We start from the raw sequence: 19,291 nt of genomic DNA on the forward strand, positions 1-19,291 counted from the left end.
GGGAGCGTGATAGAACAGGAAATTTCCCAAAAAGTTCGATGGTCATCCCGTTGCTGTTTGTAACACCTGCGGGTTGGCGTGGAAAAACACGTGCTCGCGCACCGGGCCGACGGCCACTTCGCCGATCTCCTCGTAACCCTGACGCTTGTAGAACTCCAGATACCGCGGGTTGCCGGTGTCGAGGATCACGCCTTGGGAGCTTTCGTCCACCGCGCACCAGTTGTGCACCGCTTGCAGCAGTTGTTCGCCGAAATGCTTGCCCTGAAATTGCGGATGCACGCCGAGCAGCGGCAGCATGTGCACCGAGTCGGTCGGCACGCAGGCTTCAACGGCGGCGTGATATTCCAGATAACGCCGGGTGCAGCGGAAACCGGTGCTCAGCACCATGCGCAAACGCCAGGCCCAACTCTCGGTAACGCCCAGACGCCGTTGTGGCGGCGCGATCAGGGCGATGCCGATCAAGCGGTCGTTGACCAACAGGCCGATGGCCGGCAGATCCAGCAAAAAATGCTGTTTGACCAGTTCCCGCACCGTGGCGCGGACCCGCTGCTCGTAACCCGGACGCTCGGCTTCGAACAGGTAGGCGAAGGTCGGCTCGTGGCGGTAAGCCTGATAAAGAAGGGATCGCGCTTCCCGGGAATAGCCGCGGTCGAGCATATGAATGTCGGCGATGGCGGTTTGGGTTTCAGGCATGACGGTTATTCTCCCTGGACGGGACTCAACAGGCCCCGTTCTTGTTATACGAGCCTTGGGCTGAAGGGATCGTTCCCACACCCGAAAGACATTAGCAGCGCATATGGACTACCGCCACGCTGGCCCAGATCCTACATGTCAGCTAGCATCGCCCTTTTGCCAGGACTGCCGACCATGAAGATCGTTTCCTTCAACATCAACGGACTGCGGGCCCGCCCGCATCAGCTGGCGGCGCTGATCGAAAAGCATCAGCCGGACGTCATCGGCCTGCAGGAAACCAAGGTCCACGACGACCAGTTCCCGCTGGAAGAAGTGCGGGCCCTGGGTTATCACGTGTATTTCCACGGCCAGAAAGGCCATTACGGTGTCGCCCTGCTCTCGCGCCAGGAGCCGATTGCCGTGCACAAAGGCTTCGCCACCGATGAAGAAGACGCGCAGCGGCGCTTTATCTGGGGCACTTTCGCCGACGCCAACGGCGTTCCGGTGACGATCATGAACGGCTATTTCCCACAGGGCGAAAGCCGCGACCATCCGACCAAATTCCCGGCCAAGCAGCGTTTCTACAGCGATCTGCAAGCCCTGCTGGAAAGCCAGTTCCACAACGAGCAGCCGCTGGTGGTGATGGGCGACGTCAACATCTCCCCGGAAGACAGCGACATCGGCATCGGCCCGGACAACATGAAGCGCTGGTTGAAAACCGGCAAATGCAGCTTCCTGCCGGAAGAGCGCGAGTGGATGGCCCGCCTGAAAAACTGGGGCCTGACCGACAGCTACCGTCACCTGAACCCGGACGTGACCGACATGTTCAGCTGGTTCGACTACCGCAGCCGTGGGTTTGAAGACGAGCCGAAGCGTGGTCTGCGGATCGACGTGATTCTGGCGTCCCATGGCTTGCTGCCACGGGTGAAAGCCGCCGGTGTCGACTATGAACTGCGCGGGATGGAAAAGCCTTCGGACCATGCGCCGATCTGGCTTGAGTTGAGCTGATACCGCAATCTCCGCAAATCGCTGTGGGAGTTCGCTCCCACAGTTTGAGCACTGTCATCTTTCAGAAACCTCACTGACTTAATCTCCCCGGCAATCCCCTTGGCTGCAATCGGTGCCGGCATGACCCTGCGTGTTCTGTTCGTCTTTCTCCTGAGCGCCTGGCTGCAGGTTGCGGTTGCGGCGTTGCCCATTCCCGAGAACGGCCCGGTATTGCGCATCCAGGGTTCCAACACCATCGGCGCGGCGCTCGGTCCGGCACTAGTGGAAGGCCTGTTGCAAGATCAGGGGCTGTTGAAAGTCCATAGCGAAACCCCGGACACCGCCAATGAACAGCGGGTCGTCGGCCTGACGGCCCAGGGCCAAAGAGTCGTCGTGGAGATCGCCGCCCACGGTTCGAGCACCGGTTTCACTGCACTCAAGAACGCCAGCGCTGATCTGGCCGCCTCCTCGCGCCCGATCAAGGACAGCGAACTGCTGAACCTGCAAGCCCGGGGCGATCTGAAGAGCCCCGACGCCGAGCAAGTCATCGCCATTGATGGCCTGGCGATCATCCTTCACCCCGACAATCCGCTGAATCAATTGAACACCGAACAACTGGCATGCATCTTCAGCGGCGAGGCGAAGACGTGGGAAGAACTCGGTGGCAAGGGTGGGACGATTCATTTGTATGCGCGGGATGATCAGTCCGGCACTTACGACACGTTCAAGGAACTTGTCCTCAGTCGTCGTGGGAAAGCCCTGAACAGTTCGGCGAAACGTTTCGAGTCCAGTGAGCAATTGTCCGATGCCGTGAGCGCCGATCCACAAGGCATTGGCTTTATCGGCCTGCCCTATGTGCGTCAGGCCAAAGCCGTGGCGATTGTCGACGGGCAATCCCAGGCAATGCTGCCGCTCGCCAGCCTGATCGCCACCGAAGACTATCCGTTGTCGCGGCGGCTGTTCTTCTATCTGCCGCCTGACAGCAACAATCCTTGGGCCAAAGCGCTGGTGGAGTTTGCGCAAAGCCGTCGGGGTCAGGCGATTGTCGCGGCCAACGGTTTTATCGCCCAGACCGTGCAGGCCATCGCCGTCACGCCGAATGCACTGATGCCCGAGGGTTATCAATCCCTCAGCCGTCACGCCCAGCGTCTGACGGTGAACTTCCGCTTTGAAGAAGGCAGCGCCAGCCTCGACAACAAGGCCCGCCAGGATCTGGCCCGGGTGTTCGACTATATAAAGCACCACGACAAGACCGACCGCGCGGTAACACTGGTGGGATTCGGCGACGCCAAGGACGACCCGGCCAGGGCGGATTTGCTGTCGAAGCTGCGAGCGATGGCGGTACGCCGGGAGCTGGTGAAGAACGGCGTGGTGTTGCGCGAGGTGCGCGGGTTTGGCGCGCTGATGCCGGTGGCGACCAACAGCGGGGATGAGGGCCGGATCAAGAATCGGCGGGTTGAGGTTTGGGTTTACTGAATCAGGTGTTGATGCGTTGCAGGCACTGATGCCATCGCGGGCAAGCCCGCTCCCACAGGGATCTTCGGTGAACACAAATGGTGTGAACACCAGCAGACTTGTGGGAGCTGGCTTGCCAGCGATGAACGATAACGCGCTTTTGGATCAGCGCTCGCTACGCAGCATTTCCTTCGGCACGTACTTGCCGATCTCGAACTTGCCGATCGCCGCGCGGTGCACTTCGTCCGGGCCGTCGGCCAGGCGCAGGGTGCGTTGCATGGCGTACATGTAGGCCAGCGGGAAATCATTCGAGACCCCTGCCCCGCCATGGATCTGGATCGCCCGGTCGATCACTCGCAACGCAACGTTCGGTGCCACAACCTTGATCTGCGCGATTTCACTCTTGGCGACCTTGTTACCCACGGTGTCCATCATGTACGCCGCTTTCAGGGTCAGCAGGCGCGCCATGTCGATCTCCATCCGCGAGTCGGCAATCTTGTCGACGTTACCGCCCAGGCGCGCCAGCGGTTTGCCGAACGCAGTACGGCTCACTGAGCGTTTGCACATCAGTTCCAGTGCACGCTCGGCCATGCCGATCGAACGCATGCAGTGGTGAATCCGGCCCGGGCCGAGGCGACCTTGAGCGATTTCGAAGCCGCGTCCTTCACCGAGCAGGACGTTTTCGTACGGCACCCGTACGTTGTCGAACAGCACTTCGGCGTGGCCGTGGGGGGCATCGTCGTAACCGAACACCGGCAGCGGACGGACGATCTTCACGCCGGGGGTGTCGACCGGCACCAGAATCATCGAGTGCTGGGCGTGGCGCGGGGCGTCGGGGTTGCTCAGGCCCATGAAGATCAGGATCTTGCAGCGCGGATCGCAGGCGCCGGAGGTCCACCATTTCTTGCCGTTGATGACCCACTCGTCGCCATCGCGCACGGCGCGGGCGGCCATGTTGGTGGCGTCTGAAGAGGCAACGTCCGGCTCGGTCATGGCGAATGCCGAGCGGATCTCGCCACGCAGCAGCGGTTCGAGCCAGCGTTGTTTCTGTTCTTCGTTGGCGTAACGCACCAGCACTTCCATGTTGCCGGTGTCCGGCGCCGAGCAGTTGAACGGCTCGGGGCCGAGCAGCGAACGACCCATGATTTCCGCCAATGGCGCGTATTCGAGGTTGGTCAGGCCGGCGCCGAGCTCCGACTCAGGCAGAAACAAATTCCACAGCCCTTCAGCTTTCGCTTTGGCCTTGAGCTCTTCCATGATTGCGGTCGGCTGCCAGCGGTCGCCCTCGGCAACCTGCCGTTCAAACACGGCTTCGGCCGGGTAAACGTAAGTGTCCATGAACGCGGTCACGCGCTCACGCAGTTCCTGAACCTTGGGCGAATAAGCGAAATCCATGAGCAATTACCTTTTTTCGGCAGGTTGTTTAAGTCATGCAATCGATGCTAGAACAGCGCTGATAATTTACCTAGCCTATTCTCGGCGTGTATAAACATTCATCACCGATATATGATTGGTTGATTTTCCGGGCAGCCCTGACCTGTACCCTCCACCTATAACAAGAGAGCCGCGTAATGAATCTGAGCAAGGTCGACCTCAACCTTTTCATCGTCTTCGACGCGATCTACACCGAAGCCAACCTGACCCGCGCCGGGCAGATTGTCGGCATCACCCAGCCAGCGGTGTCCAACGCCTTGGCGCGGTTGCGCGAAACCTTCAACGACCCGCTCTTCGTACGCACGGCCCAGGGCATGGTGCCGACGCCCATGGCGCAGAACATCATCGGCCCGGTGCGTAACGCGCTGTCGCTGCTGCGGGTGTCGGTTCAGGAAAGCCGGATTTTCAACCCCTCGCAAGCGGTCAAGACCTACCGCATCAGCATGACCGACCTGACCGAAGCGGTGATTTTGCCGCCGCTGTTCCAGCGCCTGCGTCGCCTGGCGCCGACAGTGATCATCGAGAGCTTTCTGTCCAAACGCCGGGAAACCACCAAGGAACTGGCTGCCGGGCGCCTCGACTTTGCCGTGGATGCGCCGCTCAACACCGACCCGCAGGTGCGCCACGTCAAGCTGATGGAAGACCGTTACGTCTGCGCGATGCGCAAGGGCCATCCGCTGGCGACCAAGGAAAAATTCACCCTCGACGATTACCTGTCGCTGACCCACATTCATATTTCCAGCCGTCGCAGTGGCCTGGGCCATGTCGATCTGGCGCTGGGCAAGATGGGCATCCAGCGCAAGATCGCCCTGCGTTCGCAGCACTATCTGATGGCGTCCCAGGTGTTGCAGCAGACCGATATGGTGATGACCGTGCCGGAGCGTTTTGCCCGTCGCCATGACCTGCATGCGTTCAATCTGCCGGTCAACGATGTGCCACCCGTGGAAACCCATTTGTACTGGCACGAAAGCACCGATCAGGACCCGGCCAACCGCTGGATGCGCGAGCAGATGATCGAGTTGTGCCAGCAAGTGACAGCGCACGAGAAGAAGCTCGACAAGCTGCAGGCGCCCGCTACTTGACGTAAACGTCAACCTGCCATTAGCTTAGCGCCAAGACCTTATTTCGAGCGCTTTCATGAGCAGCCAGACCTACAGCATTTCCGACCTCGCCCGCGAGCTGGACATCACCACGCGGGCGATCCGCTTCTATGAAGAACAAGGCCTGCTCAGCCCCGAGCGCCGAGGCCAGGAACGCATCTATTCGCCGCGCGACAAGGTCAGCCTGAAGCTGATCCTGCGGGGCAAGCGCATCGGTTTTTCCCTGGCCGAGTGCCGCGAACTGATCGAGCTCTACGACCCCTCCAGCGGTAACACCAAACAACTCAACAGCATGCTGGCGAAAATCAGCGAGCGCCGGGAACAGCTTGAACAGCAATTGCTGGACATCGAACAGATGAAACTGGAACTCGACACCGCCGAAGAACGTTGCGTGCAGGCGCTGGAGCAGACGCTCAAGAGTCAGCAAGTCGCGCAGTAGCCTCCCGACAATTACAACAGGTCAACGCCATGTCCCTCCCCTCCCAAGTACGCCTGATCGAAGTCGGCCCGCGTGACGGCCTGCAGAACGAAGCCCAGCCCATCAGCGTTGCCGACAAGGTGCAACTGGTCGACGCGTTGAGCGCTGCCGGCCTCGGCTACATAGAAGTCGGCAGTTTCGTTTCGCCCAAGTGGGTGCCACAAATGGCCGGTTCCGCCGACGTGTTCGCGCAGATCCAGCGCAAGCCCGGCGTGACCTATGGCGCACTGGCGCCGAACTTGCGCGGTTTCGAAGATGCGCTGGCGGCCGGGGTCAAGGAAGTCGCGGTGTTTGCCGCTGCGTCCGAAGCGTTTTCGCAACGCAACATCAACTGCTCGATCAGCGAAAGCCTGGCGCGGTTCGCGCCGATCATGGAATCCGCGAAACAGCACGGCGTTACCGTGCGCGGTTACGTGTCCTGCGTGCTCGGCTGCCCTTATGAAGACGAGGTCGCCCCGGAACAAGTCGCCATGGTCGCCCGCGAGTTGTACGCGATGGGCTGCTACGAAGTGTCGCTGGGTGACACCATCGGCACCGGCACCGCGGGCGCTACCCGCCGCCTGTTCGAAGTGGTCTCGAAACAGGTACCGCGAGAAAAACTCGCCGGCCACTTCCACGACACCTACGGCCAGGCCATGGCCAATATCTACGCCAGCCTGCTGGAAGGCATCGCGGTGTTCGACAGCTCGATCGCCGGCCTCGGCGGCTGCCCGTACGCCAAGGGCGCCAGCGGTAACGTCGCCACCGAAGACGTGGTGTACCTGCTCAACGGTCTGGGCATCGAGACCGGCATCGACCTCGACGCCTTGATTGCCGCCGGCCAGCAGATCAGTGCCGTGCTGGGTCGCCCGACCGGTTCGCGCGTGGCCAAGGCTCGTAGCGCACAGTGAGGGGATGGTGTTACCGCCGAGCGCGAAACGTGGGCACAAGCGAGTAACACGGAAACAAATTGTCTGGTTTTGCCTGAAGGAAAAATCCTTCAAAAATCTCAAACCCTTGATTTACAAGGGTTTTTAAAAGTTGGCACGGCTTCTGCTATCTCTATGGCATAACAAGAATAAAAAGCAGCAAACCAATAAAAATAAGACGTACCGACTCTGACATAACAAAAACAACACGGCAGAGACGCAGCTAACAGATTTTTTTGGAGAAGGTGTGCTTTTCAGGGTATTCCTCGGAATGACCCGCAACCGGGCAGAGAACAATAAAACTACCTTCAGGTAGCTCCCGAATCGGTTGGATCGCTAGACGAGAAAGCAGATCAGCGCTCAAAAAAATACGTTTGCTCTTGACCCCGGATGGGGGTCGCCAAAAACAGCGGTAAAGGGCCACGGTTGCCAAAAACAACAACAGACCGACCCTCAATAATAAAAAAGAGCACGCGACGACAAAATTAAAGGGGAGCTTCGGCTCCCCTTTGTGCTGTCTGGCGTTCTGAAATTGTCCGCGACTGATCTCCTCCCCATCTCGATCTTCCTGAAAGCGCTCACTCGGAAAGATCTCAGCGAGGCAATTGATCTTGTGCCTCAACATCCAGCCCCCCACGTACGAGTAATCCCAACAAAAACACGGCGAGCTCTCGGCTTTCGCTGTGTGTAAACATGACGTCGCATGCGCGTTTAAATTACACGAACCGTTACGCCATAAGGGCTACAACACCTTGCGTCGTTGCCTACGCGTACGCCAGAATCCGCCGGCTTACGCGGCTATGGGGTGGGCTATATCGTTTCCCTGTCACTGAAAAACAGTGATCGGGTTTGGTAGCCCGTCTGTAATAGCTGTATGGCAACACCGTATGCAGGCCCTTTTTGGGGCTTTGTTTTATGGTGGTCATGCGTGGGGCTCATTCGTGAGCGCCGGGTTCCTATTGCAGCCGGTCTACCAACCCGCGTATGGCCGCCACCCATCGTTTGGTAGCGTGGGTGATGGCTCCTTGAGTTCTGCGATAGGAGTTACACGTATGTTCAAAGCCACACCCAACCCGCCAGAAACCGATTCAATCCCCTACGACGCCGCACTCGAAGCCGAAAACATAAAAACGGCAACCGAGCGGGCGATCAATCATTACCTCGATCCCGGGGCGCAGAAGACGTCCAAGCCATCGCGCAAGCCCGGAAAGATCTATCTGGTCAATCCAACCATGGATGACGAAACGCTGCTGGTCGAAGCGTGCGAAACGCTGTCGTCGGCCAGTGACATGGCACGGGACATTGGCGACACCGTCGACCCGTCGCAGCGCAAGGCGATGCAGATACTGCAGCAGGTCATCATGCTGAGTGAGCTGCTGGTCAATCGTGTGCTGGATAACCATCACGTCGCGCGGTAGTTGCCGCCTCGGTGAGGGGCTTGTCCCCTCGCTGCCTGGCAGCCGTCTATAACAATCCTCAAGCGACTCTTTTCCGGAGTTCCAGCTGATGTCCAAGACCGTCATTCCACCGTTAGAAGATCCGGTGTCCCCCTACGAATTTCCCGACTCAAGAAAACTCCACGATGCGGCCGAACGCGCCCTCGACTATTACCTGACACCCGCAACCCAGATCATGGCCACGCCCTACACCCCAAACGACATGTTCATGGTCAACCCGCAAACCGACACGGAATCCTTGCTGGCCAACGCCTGCGAATCCCTCGCGTCAGCCACGGTCATGCTCGGTGATTTTGCCGGCCTGCTGGAAGGGCCGAATCGCAAGACTCTTTTGGGCATTGCACAAGTGGTGATGTTGGGTGAGTTGGCGGTGAATCAGGCGTTGGAAAATGTAGAAGTAAAGCAATAAGCGCCGCTTTCGAAGCCAGGGTCCGCGCCCTGGCTTCGAAGGCTCTGATCGATATAGAAAGTTGAAACTGTGGGAGCCAAGCCCCCACAGTTTGATTCTGTCAGCCCTCGTTACCGCGCAACTCCTCGATACTGATCTCGCGCATCCGGAATTTCTGGATCTTGCCGGTCACCGTCATCGGAAACTCCTCGACGAACTTGAAGTAACGCGGCGTCTTGAAGTGGGCGATGCGCTCCTTGCACCACGCTTGCAGTTCTTGTTCGGTGGCGCTGTGGCCGGGATGGAATTTGATCCAGGCGACGATTTCCTCGCCGTAACGCGAGCAGGGAATGCCGATCACCTGCACGTCCGCCACCGCGGGGTGGGTGAAGAAGAACTCTTCCAGTTCACGCGGGTAAATGTTTTCGCCGCCACGAATGATCATGTCCTTGTTACGGCCGGCGATGCACACGTAACCCTCTTCGTTCATGCTCGCCAGGTCGCCGGTGTGCATCCAGCCTGCTGCGTCGATGGCTTCGGCGGTGGCATTGGGGTTGTTCCAGTAGCCGAGCATCACGCTGTAGCCACGGGTGCACAGTTCACCGATGGTGCCGCGTGGCACCGGATTGCCGGCCTCGTCGATGATTTTGCTTTCGAGTTGCGGCTGGGTGCGGCCGACGGTGGTGACGCGCAGTTCCAGTTCGTCGGATGGGCCGGTTTGCAGCGAGACCGGGCTGGTTTCGGTCATGCCGTAGGCGATCTGCACTTCACTCATGTGCATTTCGTTGATGACCCGGCGCATCACTTCGATCGGGCAAGTCGCGCCGGCCATGATCCCGGTGCGCAGGGTCGACAGGTCGAATTCGGCACGTTGTGGCTGATCGAGCATGGCGATGAACATGGTCGGCACGCCGTACAGTGCGGTGGCCTTTTCTTCGGCGACGGTGCTCAGGGTCAGCAGTGGATCGAAGGCATCGTTGGGATAAATCATGGTGCTGCCGTGGGTGATGCAGCCGAGGTTGCCCATGACCATGCCGAAGCAGTGATACAGCGGCACCGGAATCACCAGCCGATCAGCAGCGGTCAGCCCGAGGCTTTCGCCGACCATGTAACCGTTGTTGAGGATGTTGTAGTGACTGAGGGTCGCGCCCTTGGGGAAACCGGTGGTGCCGGAGGTGTACTGGATGTTGACCGGCTGATCGAAGTGCAGGCTGTCGCTGCGTTCACGCAATTGTTCTGGAGAGACACTGGCGGCCAGATCTGCCAGTTGCGACCATGGGAGGAAACCCGAAGGCGGCTGGGGATCAAGGCTGATCAACCCGCGCAACTCCGGCAGGCGCTCGCTGCGCAGTTCGCCGATGGATTGCTCGGCCAGTTCCGGCAGCAAGCCTTGCAGCATGCCGTGATAGTTCGAAGATTTGAAGGCACCGGCGCAGACCAGCCATTGGCAGCCGGATTGCTTGAGTACGTATTCGAGTTCAGAGCTGCGGTAGGCCGGGTTGATGTTGACCAGAATCACACCGATTTTCGCGGTGGCGAACTGAGCGATGCACCACTGCGCGCAGTTCGGCGCCCAGATGCCGAGCCGGTCACCGGCCTGCAAACCCAACGCCAGCAACGCTCTGGCATGCACGTCCACCGCGTCGGCCAGTTGCCGCCAGGTGTAACGCAGCTGCTGATGGCGCACCACCAGCGCCTCGCCGTCCGGGTACTGCGCGACGGTCTCGTCGAACTTCTGCCCGATGGTCATCGCCAGCAAGGCTTTGTCCTGGGAACCACGGGTGTAGCTGCGCTGCGGGTTTGCACTGGGTTGATCCATGACGACCCCTATTGTCTTTATTAGTGGGTGTTGGAACGGAGCTACAGCAGCTCCGACCATTCAGAACTGGCTCTACTCTCGCTCAAGTTGACGTTAACGTAAAGGGTGATTGACAGCCATTCGTCACAGGCTTACGTTAACGTAAAGGTGAGAACTGAAACGCCCTTCTCCCCACCCTACAAAAAAGCCAAAAGGTGACCCATGAGCTACCCATCCCTGAACTTTGCCCTCGGCGAAACCATCGACATGCTGCGCGATCAGGTTCAGTCCTTTGTTGCCAAAGAAGTCGCCCCGCGCGCCGCGCAGATCGACAGCGACAACCTGTTCCCGGCCGATCTGTGGCGCAAGTTCGGTGACATGGGCCTGCTCGGCATCACCGTGCCGGAAGAGTACGGCGGCGCTGGCCTCGGTTACCTGGCGCACGTGGTGGCGATGGAAGAAATCAGCCGTGGCTCGGCTTCTGTGGCGTTGTCCTACGGCGCCCACTCCAATCTCTGCGTCAACCAGATCAACCGCAACGGCAACCACGAACAGAAATCCAAATACCTGCCGAAGCTGATCAGCGGCGAACACGTCGGCGCTCTGGCGATGAGCGAGCCGAACGCCGGCTCCGACGTGGTCTCGATGAAACTGCGCGCCGATAAACGCGGCGACCGTTTCGTCCTCAATGGCAGCAAGACCTGGATCACCAACGGCCCCGACGCCAACACCTACGTGATCTACGCCAAGACCGACCTGGAAAAAGGCCCGCACGGCATCACCGCGTTCATCGTCGAGCGTGACTGGAAAGGCTTTAGCCGCAGCAACAAGTTCGACAAGCTCGGCATGCGCGGCTCCAACACCTGCGAACTGTTCTTCGATGACGTCGAAGTGCCGGAAGAAAACATCCTCGGCGTGCTCAACGGCGGCGTGAAAGTGCTGATGAGTGGCCTCGATTACGAGCGCGTCGTGCTGTCCGGTGGCCCGACCGGGATCATGCAATCGTGCATGGACCTGATCGTTCCGTACATCCATGACCGCAAGCAGTTCGGCCAGAGCATCGGCGAATTCCAGCTGATCCAGGGCAAAGTCGCCGACATGTACACCCAGCTCAACGCCAGCCGCGCCTACCTCTACGCCGTGGCCCAGGCCTGTGAGCGCAACGAAACCACGCGCAAGGACGCCGCCGGCGTGATCCTTTACACCGCAGAACGCGCCACGCAAATGGCCCTGGACGCGATCCAGATTCTCGGCGGCAACGGTTACATCAACGAATTCCCCGCCGGCCGTCTGCTCCGTGACGCCAAGCTGTACGAAATCGGCGCCGGCACCAGTGAGATCCGTCGCATGCTGATCGGTCGCGAACTGTTCAACGAAACCCGCTAAACGGAGCTGTCCATGGCTATCCTGCATACCCAGCTCAACCCCCGTTCAGCGGAGTTCGCCGCCAACAGCGCGGCGATGCTCACACAGGTCGACGCCCTGCACACCCTGCTCGCCCAAGTGGCACAGGGCGGTGGCGCGAAAGCTCAGGAACGTCACACCTCGCGCGGCAAACTGCTGCCGCGTGAGCGGATCAACCGCTTGCTCGATCCGGGCTCGCCGTTTCTGGAAATCAGCCAGTTGGCCGCCCACGCCGTGTATGGCGAAGACGTGCCGGCCGCCGGCGTGATTGCCGGGATCGGTCGCGTGGAAGGCGTCGAGTGCATGATCGTCGCCAACGACGCGACCGTGAAAGGTGGCTCGTACTATCCGCTGACCGTGAAGAAACACCTGCGCGCCCAGACCATCGCCCAGCAAAACCGTCTGCCGTGCATTTATCTGGTGGACTCGGGCGGCGCCAACCTGCCGCGTCAGGACGAAGTGTTCCCGGATCGCGAGCACTTCGGGCGGATCTTCTTCAACCAGGCCAACATGAGCGCCATGGGCATTCCGCAGATTGCCGTGGTCATGGGCTCCTGCACCGCCGGCGGCGCTTATGTGCCGGCGATGGCGGACGAAGCGATCATGGTGCGCAATCAGGCGACGATTTTCCTCGCCGGCCCGCCATTGGTGAAAGCCGCGACCGGTGAAGTGGTCAGCGCCGAAGACCTCGGCGGGGCCGATGTGCACTGCAAGATTTCCGGGGTCGCCGACCATTACGCCGAAAGCGATGAGCACGCCCTCGCCCTCGCCCGCCGCAGCGTCGCCAACCTCAACTGGCGCAAGCTCGGCGAAGTGCAACAGCGCGCGCCGATTGCGCCGCTGTACGCCAGCGACGAGTTGTACGGTGTGGTGTCGGCGGATGCCAAACAGCCGTTCGACGTGCGTGAAGTGATTGCGCGGCTGGTCGACGGTTCGGTGTTCGATGAGTTCAAAGCCTTGTTCGGTACGACGCTGGTGTGCGGTTTCGCCCATCTGCACGGCTACCCGATCGCGATCCTCGCCAACAATGGCATCCTGTTCGCCGAAGCCGCGCAAAAAGGCGCGCACTTCATTGAACTGGCTTGCCAGCGCGGCATTCCGTTGTTGTTCCTGCAGAACATCACAGGCTTCATGGTCGGTCAGAAATACGAGGCCGGCGGCATCGCCAAGCACGGCGCAAAACTGGTGACCGCCGTGGCGTGCGCCAAGGTGCCGAAATTCACCGTGATCATCGGCGGCAGCTTCGGTGCCGGTAACTACGGCATGTGCGGGCGGGCCTACGATCCGCGTTTCCTGTGGATGTGGCCGAACGCGCGAATCGGCGTGATGGGCGCCGAACAAGCGGCCGGCGTACTGGTTCAGGTCAAGCGCGAGCAGGCCGAACGCAGCGGCCAGGCGTTCAGCGCCGAGCAGGAAAGCGAGATCAAGCAACCGATTCTCGACCAGTATGAAGAACAGGGTCACCCCTACTATTCCAGCGCACGGCTGTGGGACGACGGCGTCATCGACCCGGCGCAGACCCGCGATGTGCTGGCCCTGGCCTTGTCCGCGTCGTTGAACGCGCCTATCGAACCGAGCCGCTTCGGCGTGTTCCGGATGTGATCGGGAGAACCTCATGAGCGACTTCAACACCCTCGAATTGCAGAGCGACCCACGGGGTTTCGCGACCCTGTGGCTGAGCCGCGAAGAAAAGAACAACGCGTTCAACGCCGAGATGATCCGCGAACTGATCCTGGCCTTGGACAAGGTCGCCAGCGACGCCACCCTGCGTTTCCTGCTGGTGCGCGGGCGCGGCAAGCACTTCAGCGCCGGCGCGGATCTGGCCTGGATGCAGCAATCGGCCGAACTCGATTACCACACCAACCTCGACGACGCCCGGGAACTGGCGGAGCTGATGTACAACCTCGCCAAACTGAAAATCCCGACCGTGGCCGTGGTGCAAGGCGCGGCGTTCGGTGGCGCGCTGGGTCTGATCAGTTGCTGCGACATGGCGATTGGCGCGGACGACGCGCAGTTCTGTCTGTCGGAAGTACGCATTGGCCTGGCACCGGCGGTGATCAGCCCGTTCGTGGTGCAAGCCATCGGCGAGCGCGCGGCGCGGCGTTATGCGCTGACGGCCGAGCGTTTCGGCGGGCAGCGGGCGCGGGAAATCGGATTGTTGTCCGAGAGCTATCCGGCGACCGAGCTTGAGCAGAAAGTCGAACAATGGATCGACAACCTGCTGCTCAACAGCCCCGCCGCCATGCGCGCCAGCAAGGATCTGCTGCGTGAAGTCGGCAACGGCGCATTGACCCCGGCCCTGCGCCGCTACACCGAAAACGCCATCGCCCGCATCCGTGTCAGCCCGGAAGGCCAGGAAGGTCTGCGGGCCTTTCTGCAGAAACGTCCACCGAGCTGGCAAGCCGCAACCACCACCAAGGAGCCGCGTTGATGAGCGCACCTGTTCTCACCACCCTGCTGGTGGCCAACCGTGGCGAAATCGCTTGTCGGGTCATGCGTACTGCCAAGGCGCTGGGCATGACCACCGTCGCCGTGCACAGCGCCACCGACCGCGAAGCGCGGCACAGCCGCGAAGCGGACATCCGTGTTGATCTGGGCGGCAGCAAAGCGGCCGACAGTTATCTGCAAATCGACAAATTGATCGCAGCGGCCAAGGCCAGCGGCGCTCAGGCGATTCATCCGGGGTATGGCTTTCTTTCGGAGAACGCTGGTTTTGCCCGCGCCATTGAAGCGGCGGGCCTGATTTTCCTCGGCCCGCCCGCCTCGGCCATCGACGCGATGGGCAGCAAATCTGCCGCCAAGGCCCTGATGGAAACTGCCGGCGTGCCACTCGTACCGGGTTATCACGGTGAGGCCCAGGACCTGGACACCTTCCGCGATGCTTGCGAGCGCATCGGTTATCCGGTGCTGCTCAAAGCCACGGCCGGCGGTGGTGGTAAAGGTATGAAAGTTGTCGAGGACGTCAGCCAGTTGGCTGAAGCGTTGGCCTCCGCCCAGCGTGAAGCGCAGTCGTCGTTCGGCGATTCGCGGATGCTGGTGGAGAAATACCTGCTGAAGCCACGTCACGTGGAAATCCAGGTGTTTGCCGATCAACATGGCAATTGCCTGTACCTGAACGAGCGCGACTGCTCGATTCAGCGTCGACACCAGAAGGTCGTTGAAGAGGCACCGGCACCGGGGCTGAGTCCGGAGCTGCGCCGTGCGATGGGCGAAGCCGCTGTGCGTTCGGCGCAGGCCATCGGATATGTCGGTGCCGGCACGGTGGAGTTTTTGCTGGACGCGCGCGGCGAGTTTTTCTTCATGGAGATGAACACGCGGCTGCAGGTCGAGCACCCGGTCACCGAGGCCATTACCGGCCTTGATCTGGTGGCCTGGCAGATTCGCGTCGCCCGGGGGGAAGCGCTGCCGATCACTCAGGATCAGGTGCCGCTGAACGGGCATGCGATTGAGGTTCGGTTGTATGCGGAAGATCCTTCGAATGACTTCCTGCCGGCGACCGGGCGCCTCGATCTGTATCGCGAATCCGCCGCAGGGCCGGGGCGCCGTGTGGACAGCGGCGTTGAGGAAGGCGATGAGATTTCGCCTTTCTATGACCCGATGCTCGGCAAGCTGATTGCCTGGGGCGAGGATCGTGAGCAGGCGCGTTTGCGGTTGCTGAGCATGCTCGATGAGTTTGCGATTGGCGGGTTGAAGACCAACATCAACTTCCTGCGACGGATCATTGGCCATCCGGCGTTTGCGGCGGCGGAGCTGGATACCGGGTTCATTCCGCGCTATCAGGAGCAACTGTTGCCAGCGCCTGCTGCGCTAAGTGAGGAGTTCTGGGAGGCGGCGGCGCAGGCTTTTGCGCAGAGTCTGCCGGGGATCGCTCGGGAAGATGATCCGGCCTCGCCTTGGGCGCTTCACAGCGGTTTGCGTGCCGGGTTGCCTCGTGAAATTACTCTGCATTTGAGTTGCGAGGGGCAGGATCGGGCGTTGACGCTCGGTGCTGGCGGCAATGCAAAACTGTTCGGCGAACAACTGGTGGTCGAGCACGATGGGCTGCGCCGACAGCTGCGGGCGATTCGTCGTGGAGAGGTCCTGTTTCTGCAATGGGACGGCGAGCTGCGACGCGTTGAAACCTACGACCCGATCAGCGCTGTCGAAGCCAGTCACAGCCATCAGGGCGGTCTGACTGCGCCGATGAACGGCAGCATCGTGCGAGTGCTGGTGGAGGCCGGGCAATCGGTTGAGGCCGGCGCGCAATTGGTGGTGCTGGAAGCGATGAAGATGGAGCACAGCATCCGCGCGCCCCACGCCGGCGTGATCAAGGCGCTGTATTGCCAGGAAGGCGAAATGGTCAGCGAAGGCAGTGCACTGGTCGAACTGGAAGAAGCGTGAAAGGTGGATCGATCCTACGCCTGGCGAGGATCGATCTGACTAGTATTTGGCCGATGCCTGAACCACGACACCGATGATTCGGCACTCGTCGGTCAACAAGGCTTTCGGCCAGGTCGGATTGAGCGGCACCAGGTAACGCTGGCCGCCCTCTTCGATCAGTTTGCGGAAAATTGCCTCGTCGCTGTCCGGCCACTGGGCGATCACCAGTTTGCCGGGCTCGGCTTCCAGCGCAGGATCCACCAGGATCATCATCCCTTCGCCGATGCTTTGCCCGGTGGGCGCGGTCATCGCATTCCCCATCACGGTGAGCCAGAACGCAGGGCCACGGGCGTGGTAATCCGTCAGCTCGAAACGCCGCTTGTCCTTGGCACTCGAATACGCAGGCTGGCTCTCGCGGGCCTCGACCGGCACATTCCACTCGCTGACCGGATAGCGAAAGTAAGGGTTGTACTTCTGCGCCAGAGGCATTTCGTCATCCGCATCGATCTGCGGTTCACGAATCACTACCGCGACCTCGAGATACTCCATGCCCAGCGCCTTCAGCACACGGTTCATCTGCGTGATGCCGGGCTCGCGGCGCTTGTTCAGCCAATGGCCGATACCGCCCTGAGACATGCCGACGCGCTCGCCGAGTTCGACTTGAGTGACGTTGAGCTCACTCATTTTGGCCTTGACCAACTCAATCCATTTATCCATGTGCGGCACCATACGTGGACGCCTGCGGCCGGCAAAACACATATTGTAGTATTTAAATTCTGGTCACAAATACTGATAGTACTATGCTTGAGTCACGGATTTGAATCGACCAAGGAGTGACCTTTCACCATGAATATCACCAGTAAAGACTTGCCCGATCTGCAAATGGACACCACCTTCACGTCCCCGCAAGGGTGCGCCGCTGCGCAGCGGGCGTTGGACTATTACTTGAAACCAGCTGTGTCGGAACCGGAAGTGGATGAGCGCTTTTTCGGTGTGAACAGCAATCTGAGTGGCGAAGAATCCCTGGTCCACGCCTCTGATCTGCTGCGATGTGCAGCGGCAACGGCGTTCAAGGCGGCGGACGGCTTGCAGGGCGTGAGTCGGGATCTGGCGTTTTCGGTCGTGCACATGGTGGACATGGCGCGGGCGATGGTTGATCACTCGCTCGATGGCGCGGTTCGCTGAAGACGGGAGTTCGGAGGGACGGGAAAGAATTTTCCAATCGCGCAGATAAAAACATTTGACTTGCAAATGATAATGATTATTATTGCAAGCAGCTGGTCGCGAGATCAGTCGATGGACCAGAGACCTTAGGTCGGTCTTCTGGACTATCTCCTCATCAGGCTAATCACGGTTTTTGACCCGGCTTTTTGCCGGGTCTTTTTTTTGCCAGTTTTCTGGCTTGTGGCTTCAGGCTAATGAAGTCTTTGGGTGCCGCAAATTCGATGGCGCGGATAATATCAAAAGAATATTGCTTGGCAAGCGGACCCCGGCCACATTGGGGCAAAGTAATGCCAATTAGCACTTGAGAATCAATCGCACAGCCACTAAGCTGCATCCGCGTCATGGAGGACGCCCCCCGCCGCAACCCGCAATTCCCCTCGGTTTCACCCCTGTCTTGCGTGTAAAGTAGCCGCCATAAAAATCATATTCAGGAACCGATTATGACCGTGGCCAAATCTTCGTTCGACATCAGCGCCAACTTCGACAGCGGCAACATCCAAGTCATCGACATCAGCAATCCGCTCAGCCCGGTTCTGGCCATTCGGCCAGATACCCGCAGCGCCCATTTCCAGTGGTTCCACTTCAAGGCCAGCGGCCTGCATGTTCATCAGGAACACTGGTTTCGCCTGGTCAACGCCAGCCAGTCCTCCTACAACAAGGCCTGGACCGGTTATCAGGCGGTCGCTTCCTACGACCACGTCAACTGGTTCCGCATTCCGACCCAATTCGAAGGCGACAGCCTGCGCTTCTGCCTCGAGGCCGAGCAGACCCACGCCTGGTTCGCCTATTTCGAACCTTACAGCCGTGGCCGTCATGACTGGCTGATCGAGCAAGCGCTGACCAAGGCCGGCACCGAACTGCTGGCCACCGGCAAAAGCGTCGAAGGCCGCGACATCCAGCTGCTACGCAAAGGCACTGGCGCCGAAGGACGACGCAAGATCTGGATCATCGCCCAGCAGCATCCCGGCGAGCACATGGCCGAATGGTTCATGGAAGGCGTGATCGAGCGCCTGGAACATCATGACGATCCGGTGCTGAATAAACTGCTGGCCAGCGCCGACCTGTACCTGGTGCCGAACATGAACCCGGACGGCGCTTTCCACGGTCACCTGCGCACCAACGCCATGGGCCAGGACCTGAACCGCGCCTGGCAGAACGCCAGTCAGGAAGTCAGCCCGGAAGTACTTTTCGTACAGCAGCAGATGGAAAAGTACGGCGTCGATCTGTTCCTTGACGTACACGGCGACGAAGAAATTCCCCACGTGTTCACCGCCGGTTGCGAAGGCAATCCGGGCTACACCCCGCGACTGGAAAAACTCGAAGAGCAATTCCGCAGCCACCTGAAACACACCACCAAAGACTTCCAGACCAAGTACGGCTACACCCGCGACGAACCGGGTCAGGCCAACATGACCCTGGCCTGCAACAGCGTTGGCCAGAAGTTCGACTGCCTGGCGCTGACCCTGGAAATGCCGTTCAAGGATCACGATGACGCGCCGAACCCGCTCACCGGCTGGTCAGGCAAGCGCTCCAAGCAACTGGGCAAGGACGTGCTGACCACCATCGCGGACATGGTCGACACCCTGCGCTAATCCCCTCGGATTTTCGCTTCACGAAAGATCGCAGC

The 19,291-nt window shown here is 60.1% G+C and carries 18 protein-coding genes; 13 read left to right on the forward strand and 5 right to left on the reverse strand.

Going from position 1 to position 19,291, the window contains the following annotated elements; translation table 11 throughout:
• Nucleotides 1-42 precede the first annotated feature (42 nt).
• Nucleotides 43-693, reverse strand: a complete 651-nt coding sequence (locus M5G18_RS06170) for a GNAT family N-acetyltransferase (protein WP_273899028.1) — start codon at nucleotides 691-693, stop codon at nucleotides 43-45.
• Nucleotides 694-867: 174 nt separating this feature from the next.
• On the opposite strand from M5G18_RS06170, the gene xthA reads away from it, so the two are divergent.
• Both xthA and M5G18_RS06180 read left to right on the forward strand, forming a co-directional pair.
• Nucleotides 868-1,680 carry an exodeoxyribonuclease III gene (xthA, locus tag M5G18_RS06175; RefSeq protein ID WP_273899025.1) on the forward strand — a complete coding sequence of 271 codons (813 nt, stop codon included), beginning with the start codon at nucleotides 868-870 and terminating at the stop codon, nucleotides 1,678-1,680.
• Nucleotides 1,681-1,800: 120 nt separating this feature from the next.
• Nucleotides 1,801-3,135: a substrate-binding domain-containing protein gene (locus M5G18_RS06180; RefSeq protein ID WP_273899023.1), complete on the forward strand. Its 1,335-nt coding sequence runs from the start codon at nucleotides 1,801-1,803 to the stop codon at nucleotides 3,133-3,135.
• 144 nt (nucleotides 3,136-3,279) lie between these two features.
• Here the strand turns inward: M5G18_RS06180 and M5G18_RS06185 are convergent, their stop codons facing one another.
• Complete coding sequence (locus M5G18_RS06185) at nucleotides 3,280-4,509, reverse strand: acyl-CoA dehydrogenase (RefSeq protein WP_041075051.1); 1,230 nt, start codon at nucleotides 4,507-4,509, stop codon at nucleotides 3,280-3,282.
• Between the two features lie 176 nt (nucleotides 4,510-4,685).
• On the opposite strand from M5G18_RS06185, the gene M5G18_RS06190 reads away from it, so the two are divergent.
• From M5G18_RS06190 to M5G18_RS06210, 5 genes are all read left to right on the forward strand, one after another.
• Nucleotides 4,686-5,630 carry a LysR family transcriptional regulator gene (locus tag M5G18_RS06190; protein WP_011334997.1) on the forward strand — a complete coding sequence of 315 codons (945 nt, stop codon included), beginning with the start codon at nucleotides 4,686-4,688 and terminating at the stop codon, nucleotides 5,628-5,630.
• 55 nt (nucleotides 5,631-5,685) lie between these two features.
• The gene (locus M5G18_RS06195; protein WP_007951507.1) at nucleotides 5,686-6,087 is read left to right on the forward strand and encodes a MerR family transcriptional regulator; all 402 of its coding nucleotides are present in this window, start codon (nucleotides 5,686-5,688) and stop codon (nucleotides 6,085-6,087) included.
• A 29-nt stretch (nucleotides 6,088-6,116) separates the two neighbouring features.
• Nucleotides 6,117-7,016 carry a hydroxymethylglutaryl-CoA lyase gene (locus M5G18_RS06200; protein WP_273899017.1) on the forward strand — a complete coding sequence of 300 codons (900 nt, stop codon included), beginning with the start codon at nucleotides 6,117-6,119 and terminating at the stop codon, nucleotides 7,014-7,016.
• A gap of 1,070 nt (nucleotides 7,017-8,086) precedes the next feature.
• Nucleotides 8,087-8,452 carry a DUF6124 family protein gene (locus tag M5G18_RS06205; RefSeq protein ID WP_273899015.1) on the forward strand — a complete coding sequence of 122 codons (366 nt, stop codon included), beginning with the start codon at nucleotides 8,087-8,089 and terminating at the stop codon, nucleotides 8,450-8,452.
• An 88-nt stretch (nucleotides 8,453-8,540) separates the two neighbouring features.
• Nucleotides 8,541-8,900 carry a DUF6124 family protein gene (locus M5G18_RS06210; protein WP_273899013.1) on the forward strand — a complete coding sequence of 120 codons (360 nt, stop codon included), beginning with the start codon at nucleotides 8,541-8,543 and terminating at the stop codon, nucleotides 8,898-8,900.
• 100 nt (nucleotides 8,901-9,000) lie between these two features.
• On the opposite strand, the gene M5G18_RS06215 is transcribed toward M5G18_RS06210, so the two are convergent.
• The gene (locus tag M5G18_RS06215) at nucleotides 9,001-10,698 is read right to left on the reverse strand and encodes an AMP-binding protein (protein ID WP_273899011.1); all 1,698 of its coding nucleotides are present in this window, start codon (nucleotides 10,696-10,698) and stop codon (nucleotides 9,001-9,003) included.
• Nucleotides 10,699-10,899: 201 nt separating this feature from the next.
• Between M5G18_RS06215 and M5G18_RS06220 the strand changes: the two genes are divergently transcribed.
• From M5G18_RS06220 to M5G18_RS06235, 4 genes are read left to right on the forward strand one after another with little or no spacing between them, the layout of a single operon-like run.
• The gene (locus tag M5G18_RS06220) at nucleotides 10,900-12,063 is read left to right on the forward strand and encodes an isovaleryl-CoA dehydrogenase (RefSeq protein ID WP_273899010.1); all 1,164 of its coding nucleotides are present in this window, start codon (nucleotides 10,900-10,902) and stop codon (nucleotides 12,061-12,063) included.
• Between the two features lie 12 nt (nucleotides 12,064-12,075).
• On the forward strand, nucleotides 12,076-13,683 hold the full coding sequence (locus M5G18_RS06225) for a carboxyl transferase domain-containing protein (protein ID WP_096822301.1): 1,608 nt from the start codon (nucleotides 12,076-12,078) through the stop codon (nucleotides 13,681-13,683).
• 13 nt (nucleotides 13,684-13,696) lie between these two features.
• Entirely contained in the window at nucleotides 13,697-14,512 is an 816-nt protein-coding gene (locus M5G18_RS06230) for a gamma-carboxygeranoyl-CoA hydratase (protein WP_273899007.1), read from the forward strand.
• On the forward strand, nucleotides 14,512-16,461 hold the full coding sequence (locus M5G18_RS06235) for an acetyl/propionyl/methylcrotonyl-CoA carboxylase subunit alpha (RefSeq protein ID WP_273899005.1): 1,950 nt from the start codon (nucleotides 14,512-14,514) through the stop codon (nucleotides 16,459-16,461). The genes M5G18_RS06230 and M5G18_RS06235 overlap by 1 nt, the downstream gene beginning before the upstream one ends.
• A 39-nt stretch (nucleotides 16,462-16,500) precedes the next feature.
• Here the strand turns inward: M5G18_RS06235 and M5G18_RS06240 are convergent, their stop codons facing one another.
• Nucleotides 16,501-17,157, reverse strand: coding sequence for a LexA family protein (locus tag M5G18_RS06240; RefSeq protein ID WP_273899004.1), 657 nt, complete (start codon nucleotides 17,155-17,157; stop codon nucleotides 16,501-16,503).
• Nucleotides 17,158-17,286: 129 nt separating this feature from the next.
• On the opposite strand from M5G18_RS06240, the gene M5G18_RS06245 reads away from it, so the two are divergent.
• Complete coding sequence (locus tag M5G18_RS06245; protein WP_007951520.1) at nucleotides 17,287-17,625, forward strand: DUF6124 family protein; 339 nt, start codon at nucleotides 17,287-17,289, stop codon at nucleotides 17,623-17,625.
• 163 nt (nucleotides 17,626-17,788) lie between these two features.
• Here the strand turns inward: M5G18_RS06245 and M5G18_RS06250 are convergent, their stop codons facing one another.
• Nucleotides 17,789-18,007: a hypothetical protein gene (locus M5G18_RS06250; protein ID WP_143492966.1), complete on the reverse strand. Its 219-nt coding sequence runs from the start codon at nucleotides 18,005-18,007 to the stop codon at nucleotides 17,789-17,791.
• A 97-nt stretch (nucleotides 18,008-18,104) separates the two neighbouring features.
• Here M5G18_RS06250 and M5G18_RS06255 point away from each other — a divergent pair, with 97 nt between their 5' ends.
• Nucleotides 18,105-19,256 (forward strand): M14 family metallopeptidase, encoded by a 1,152-nt coding sequence (locus tag M5G18_RS06255; RefSeq protein WP_273898999.1) that lies wholly within the window; start codon nucleotides 18,105-18,107, stop codon nucleotides 19,254-19,256.
• Nucleotides 19,257-19,291: the final 35 nt, after the last annotated feature.

Source organism: Pseudomonas aphyarum (assembly GCF_028657055.1).
GTDB lineage: Bacteria > Pseudomonadota > Gammaproteobacteria > Pseudomonadales > Pseudomonadaceae > Aquipseudomonas > Aquipseudomonas aphyarum.

Coding starts and splice junctions, on each gene's coding strand:
- M5G18_RS06170 (WP_273899028.1), bottom strand. CDS start 693: ATGCCTGAAACCCAAACCGCCATCGCCGACATTCATATGCTCGACCGC.
- xthA (WP_273899025.1), top strand. CDS start 868: ATGAAGATCGTTTCCTTCAACATCAACGGACTGCGGGCCCGCCCGCAT.
- M5G18_RS06180 (WP_273899023.1), top strand. CDS start 1,801: ATGACCCTGCGTGTTCTGTTCGTCTTTCTCCTGAGCGCCTGGCTGCAG.
- M5G18_RS06185 (WP_041075051.1), bottom strand. CDS start 4,509: ATGGATTTCGCTTATTCGCCCAAGGTTCAGGAACTGCGTGAGCGCGTG.
- M5G18_RS06190 (WP_011334997.1), top strand. CDS start 4,686: ATGAATCTGAGCAAGGTCGACCTCAACCTTTTCATCGTCTTCGACGCG.
- M5G18_RS06195 (WP_007951507.1), top strand. CDS start 5,686: ATGAGCAGCCAGACCTACAGCATTTCCGACCTCGCCCGCGAGCTGGAC.
- M5G18_RS06200 (WP_273899017.1), top strand. CDS start 6,117: ATGTCCCTCCCCTCCCAAGTACGCCTGATCGAAGTCGGCCCGCGTGAC.
- M5G18_RS06205 (WP_273899015.1), top strand. CDS start 8,087: ATGTTCAAAGCCACACCCAACCCGCCAGAAACCGATTCAATCCCCTAC.
- M5G18_RS06210 (WP_273899013.1), top strand. CDS start 8,541: ATGTCCAAGACCGTCATTCCACCGTTAGAAGATCCGGTGTCCCCCTAC.
- M5G18_RS06215 (WP_273899011.1), bottom strand. CDS start 10,698: ATGGATCAACCCAGTGCAAACCCGCAGCGCAGCTACACCCGTGGTTCC.
- M5G18_RS06220 (WP_273899010.1), top strand. CDS start 10,900: ATGAGCTACCCATCCCTGAACTTTGCCCTCGGCGAAACCATCGACATG.
- M5G18_RS06225 (WP_096822301.1), top strand. CDS start 12,076: ATGGCTATCCTGCATACCCAGCTCAACCCCCGTTCAGCGGAGTTCGCC.
- M5G18_RS06230 (WP_273899007.1), top strand. CDS start 13,697: ATGAGCGACTTCAACACCCTCGAATTGCAGAGCGACCCACGGGGTTTC.
- M5G18_RS06235 (WP_273899005.1), top strand. CDS start 14,512: ATGAGCGCACCTGTTCTCACCACCCTGCTGGTGGCCAACCGTGGCGAA.
- M5G18_RS06240 (WP_273899004.1), bottom strand. CDS start 17,157: ATGGATAAATGGATTGAGTTGGTCAAGGCCAAAATGAGTGAGCTCAAC.
- M5G18_RS06245 (WP_007951520.1), top strand. CDS start 17,287: ATGAATATCACCAGTAAAGACTTGCCCGATCTGCAAATGGACACCACC.
- M5G18_RS06250 (WP_143492966.1), bottom strand. CDS start 18,007: ATGACGCGGATGCAGCTTAGTGGCTGTGCGATTGATTCTCAAGTGCTA.
- M5G18_RS06255 (WP_273898999.1), top strand. CDS start 18,105: ATGACCGTGGCCAAATCTTCGTTCGACATCAGCGCCAACTTCGACAGC.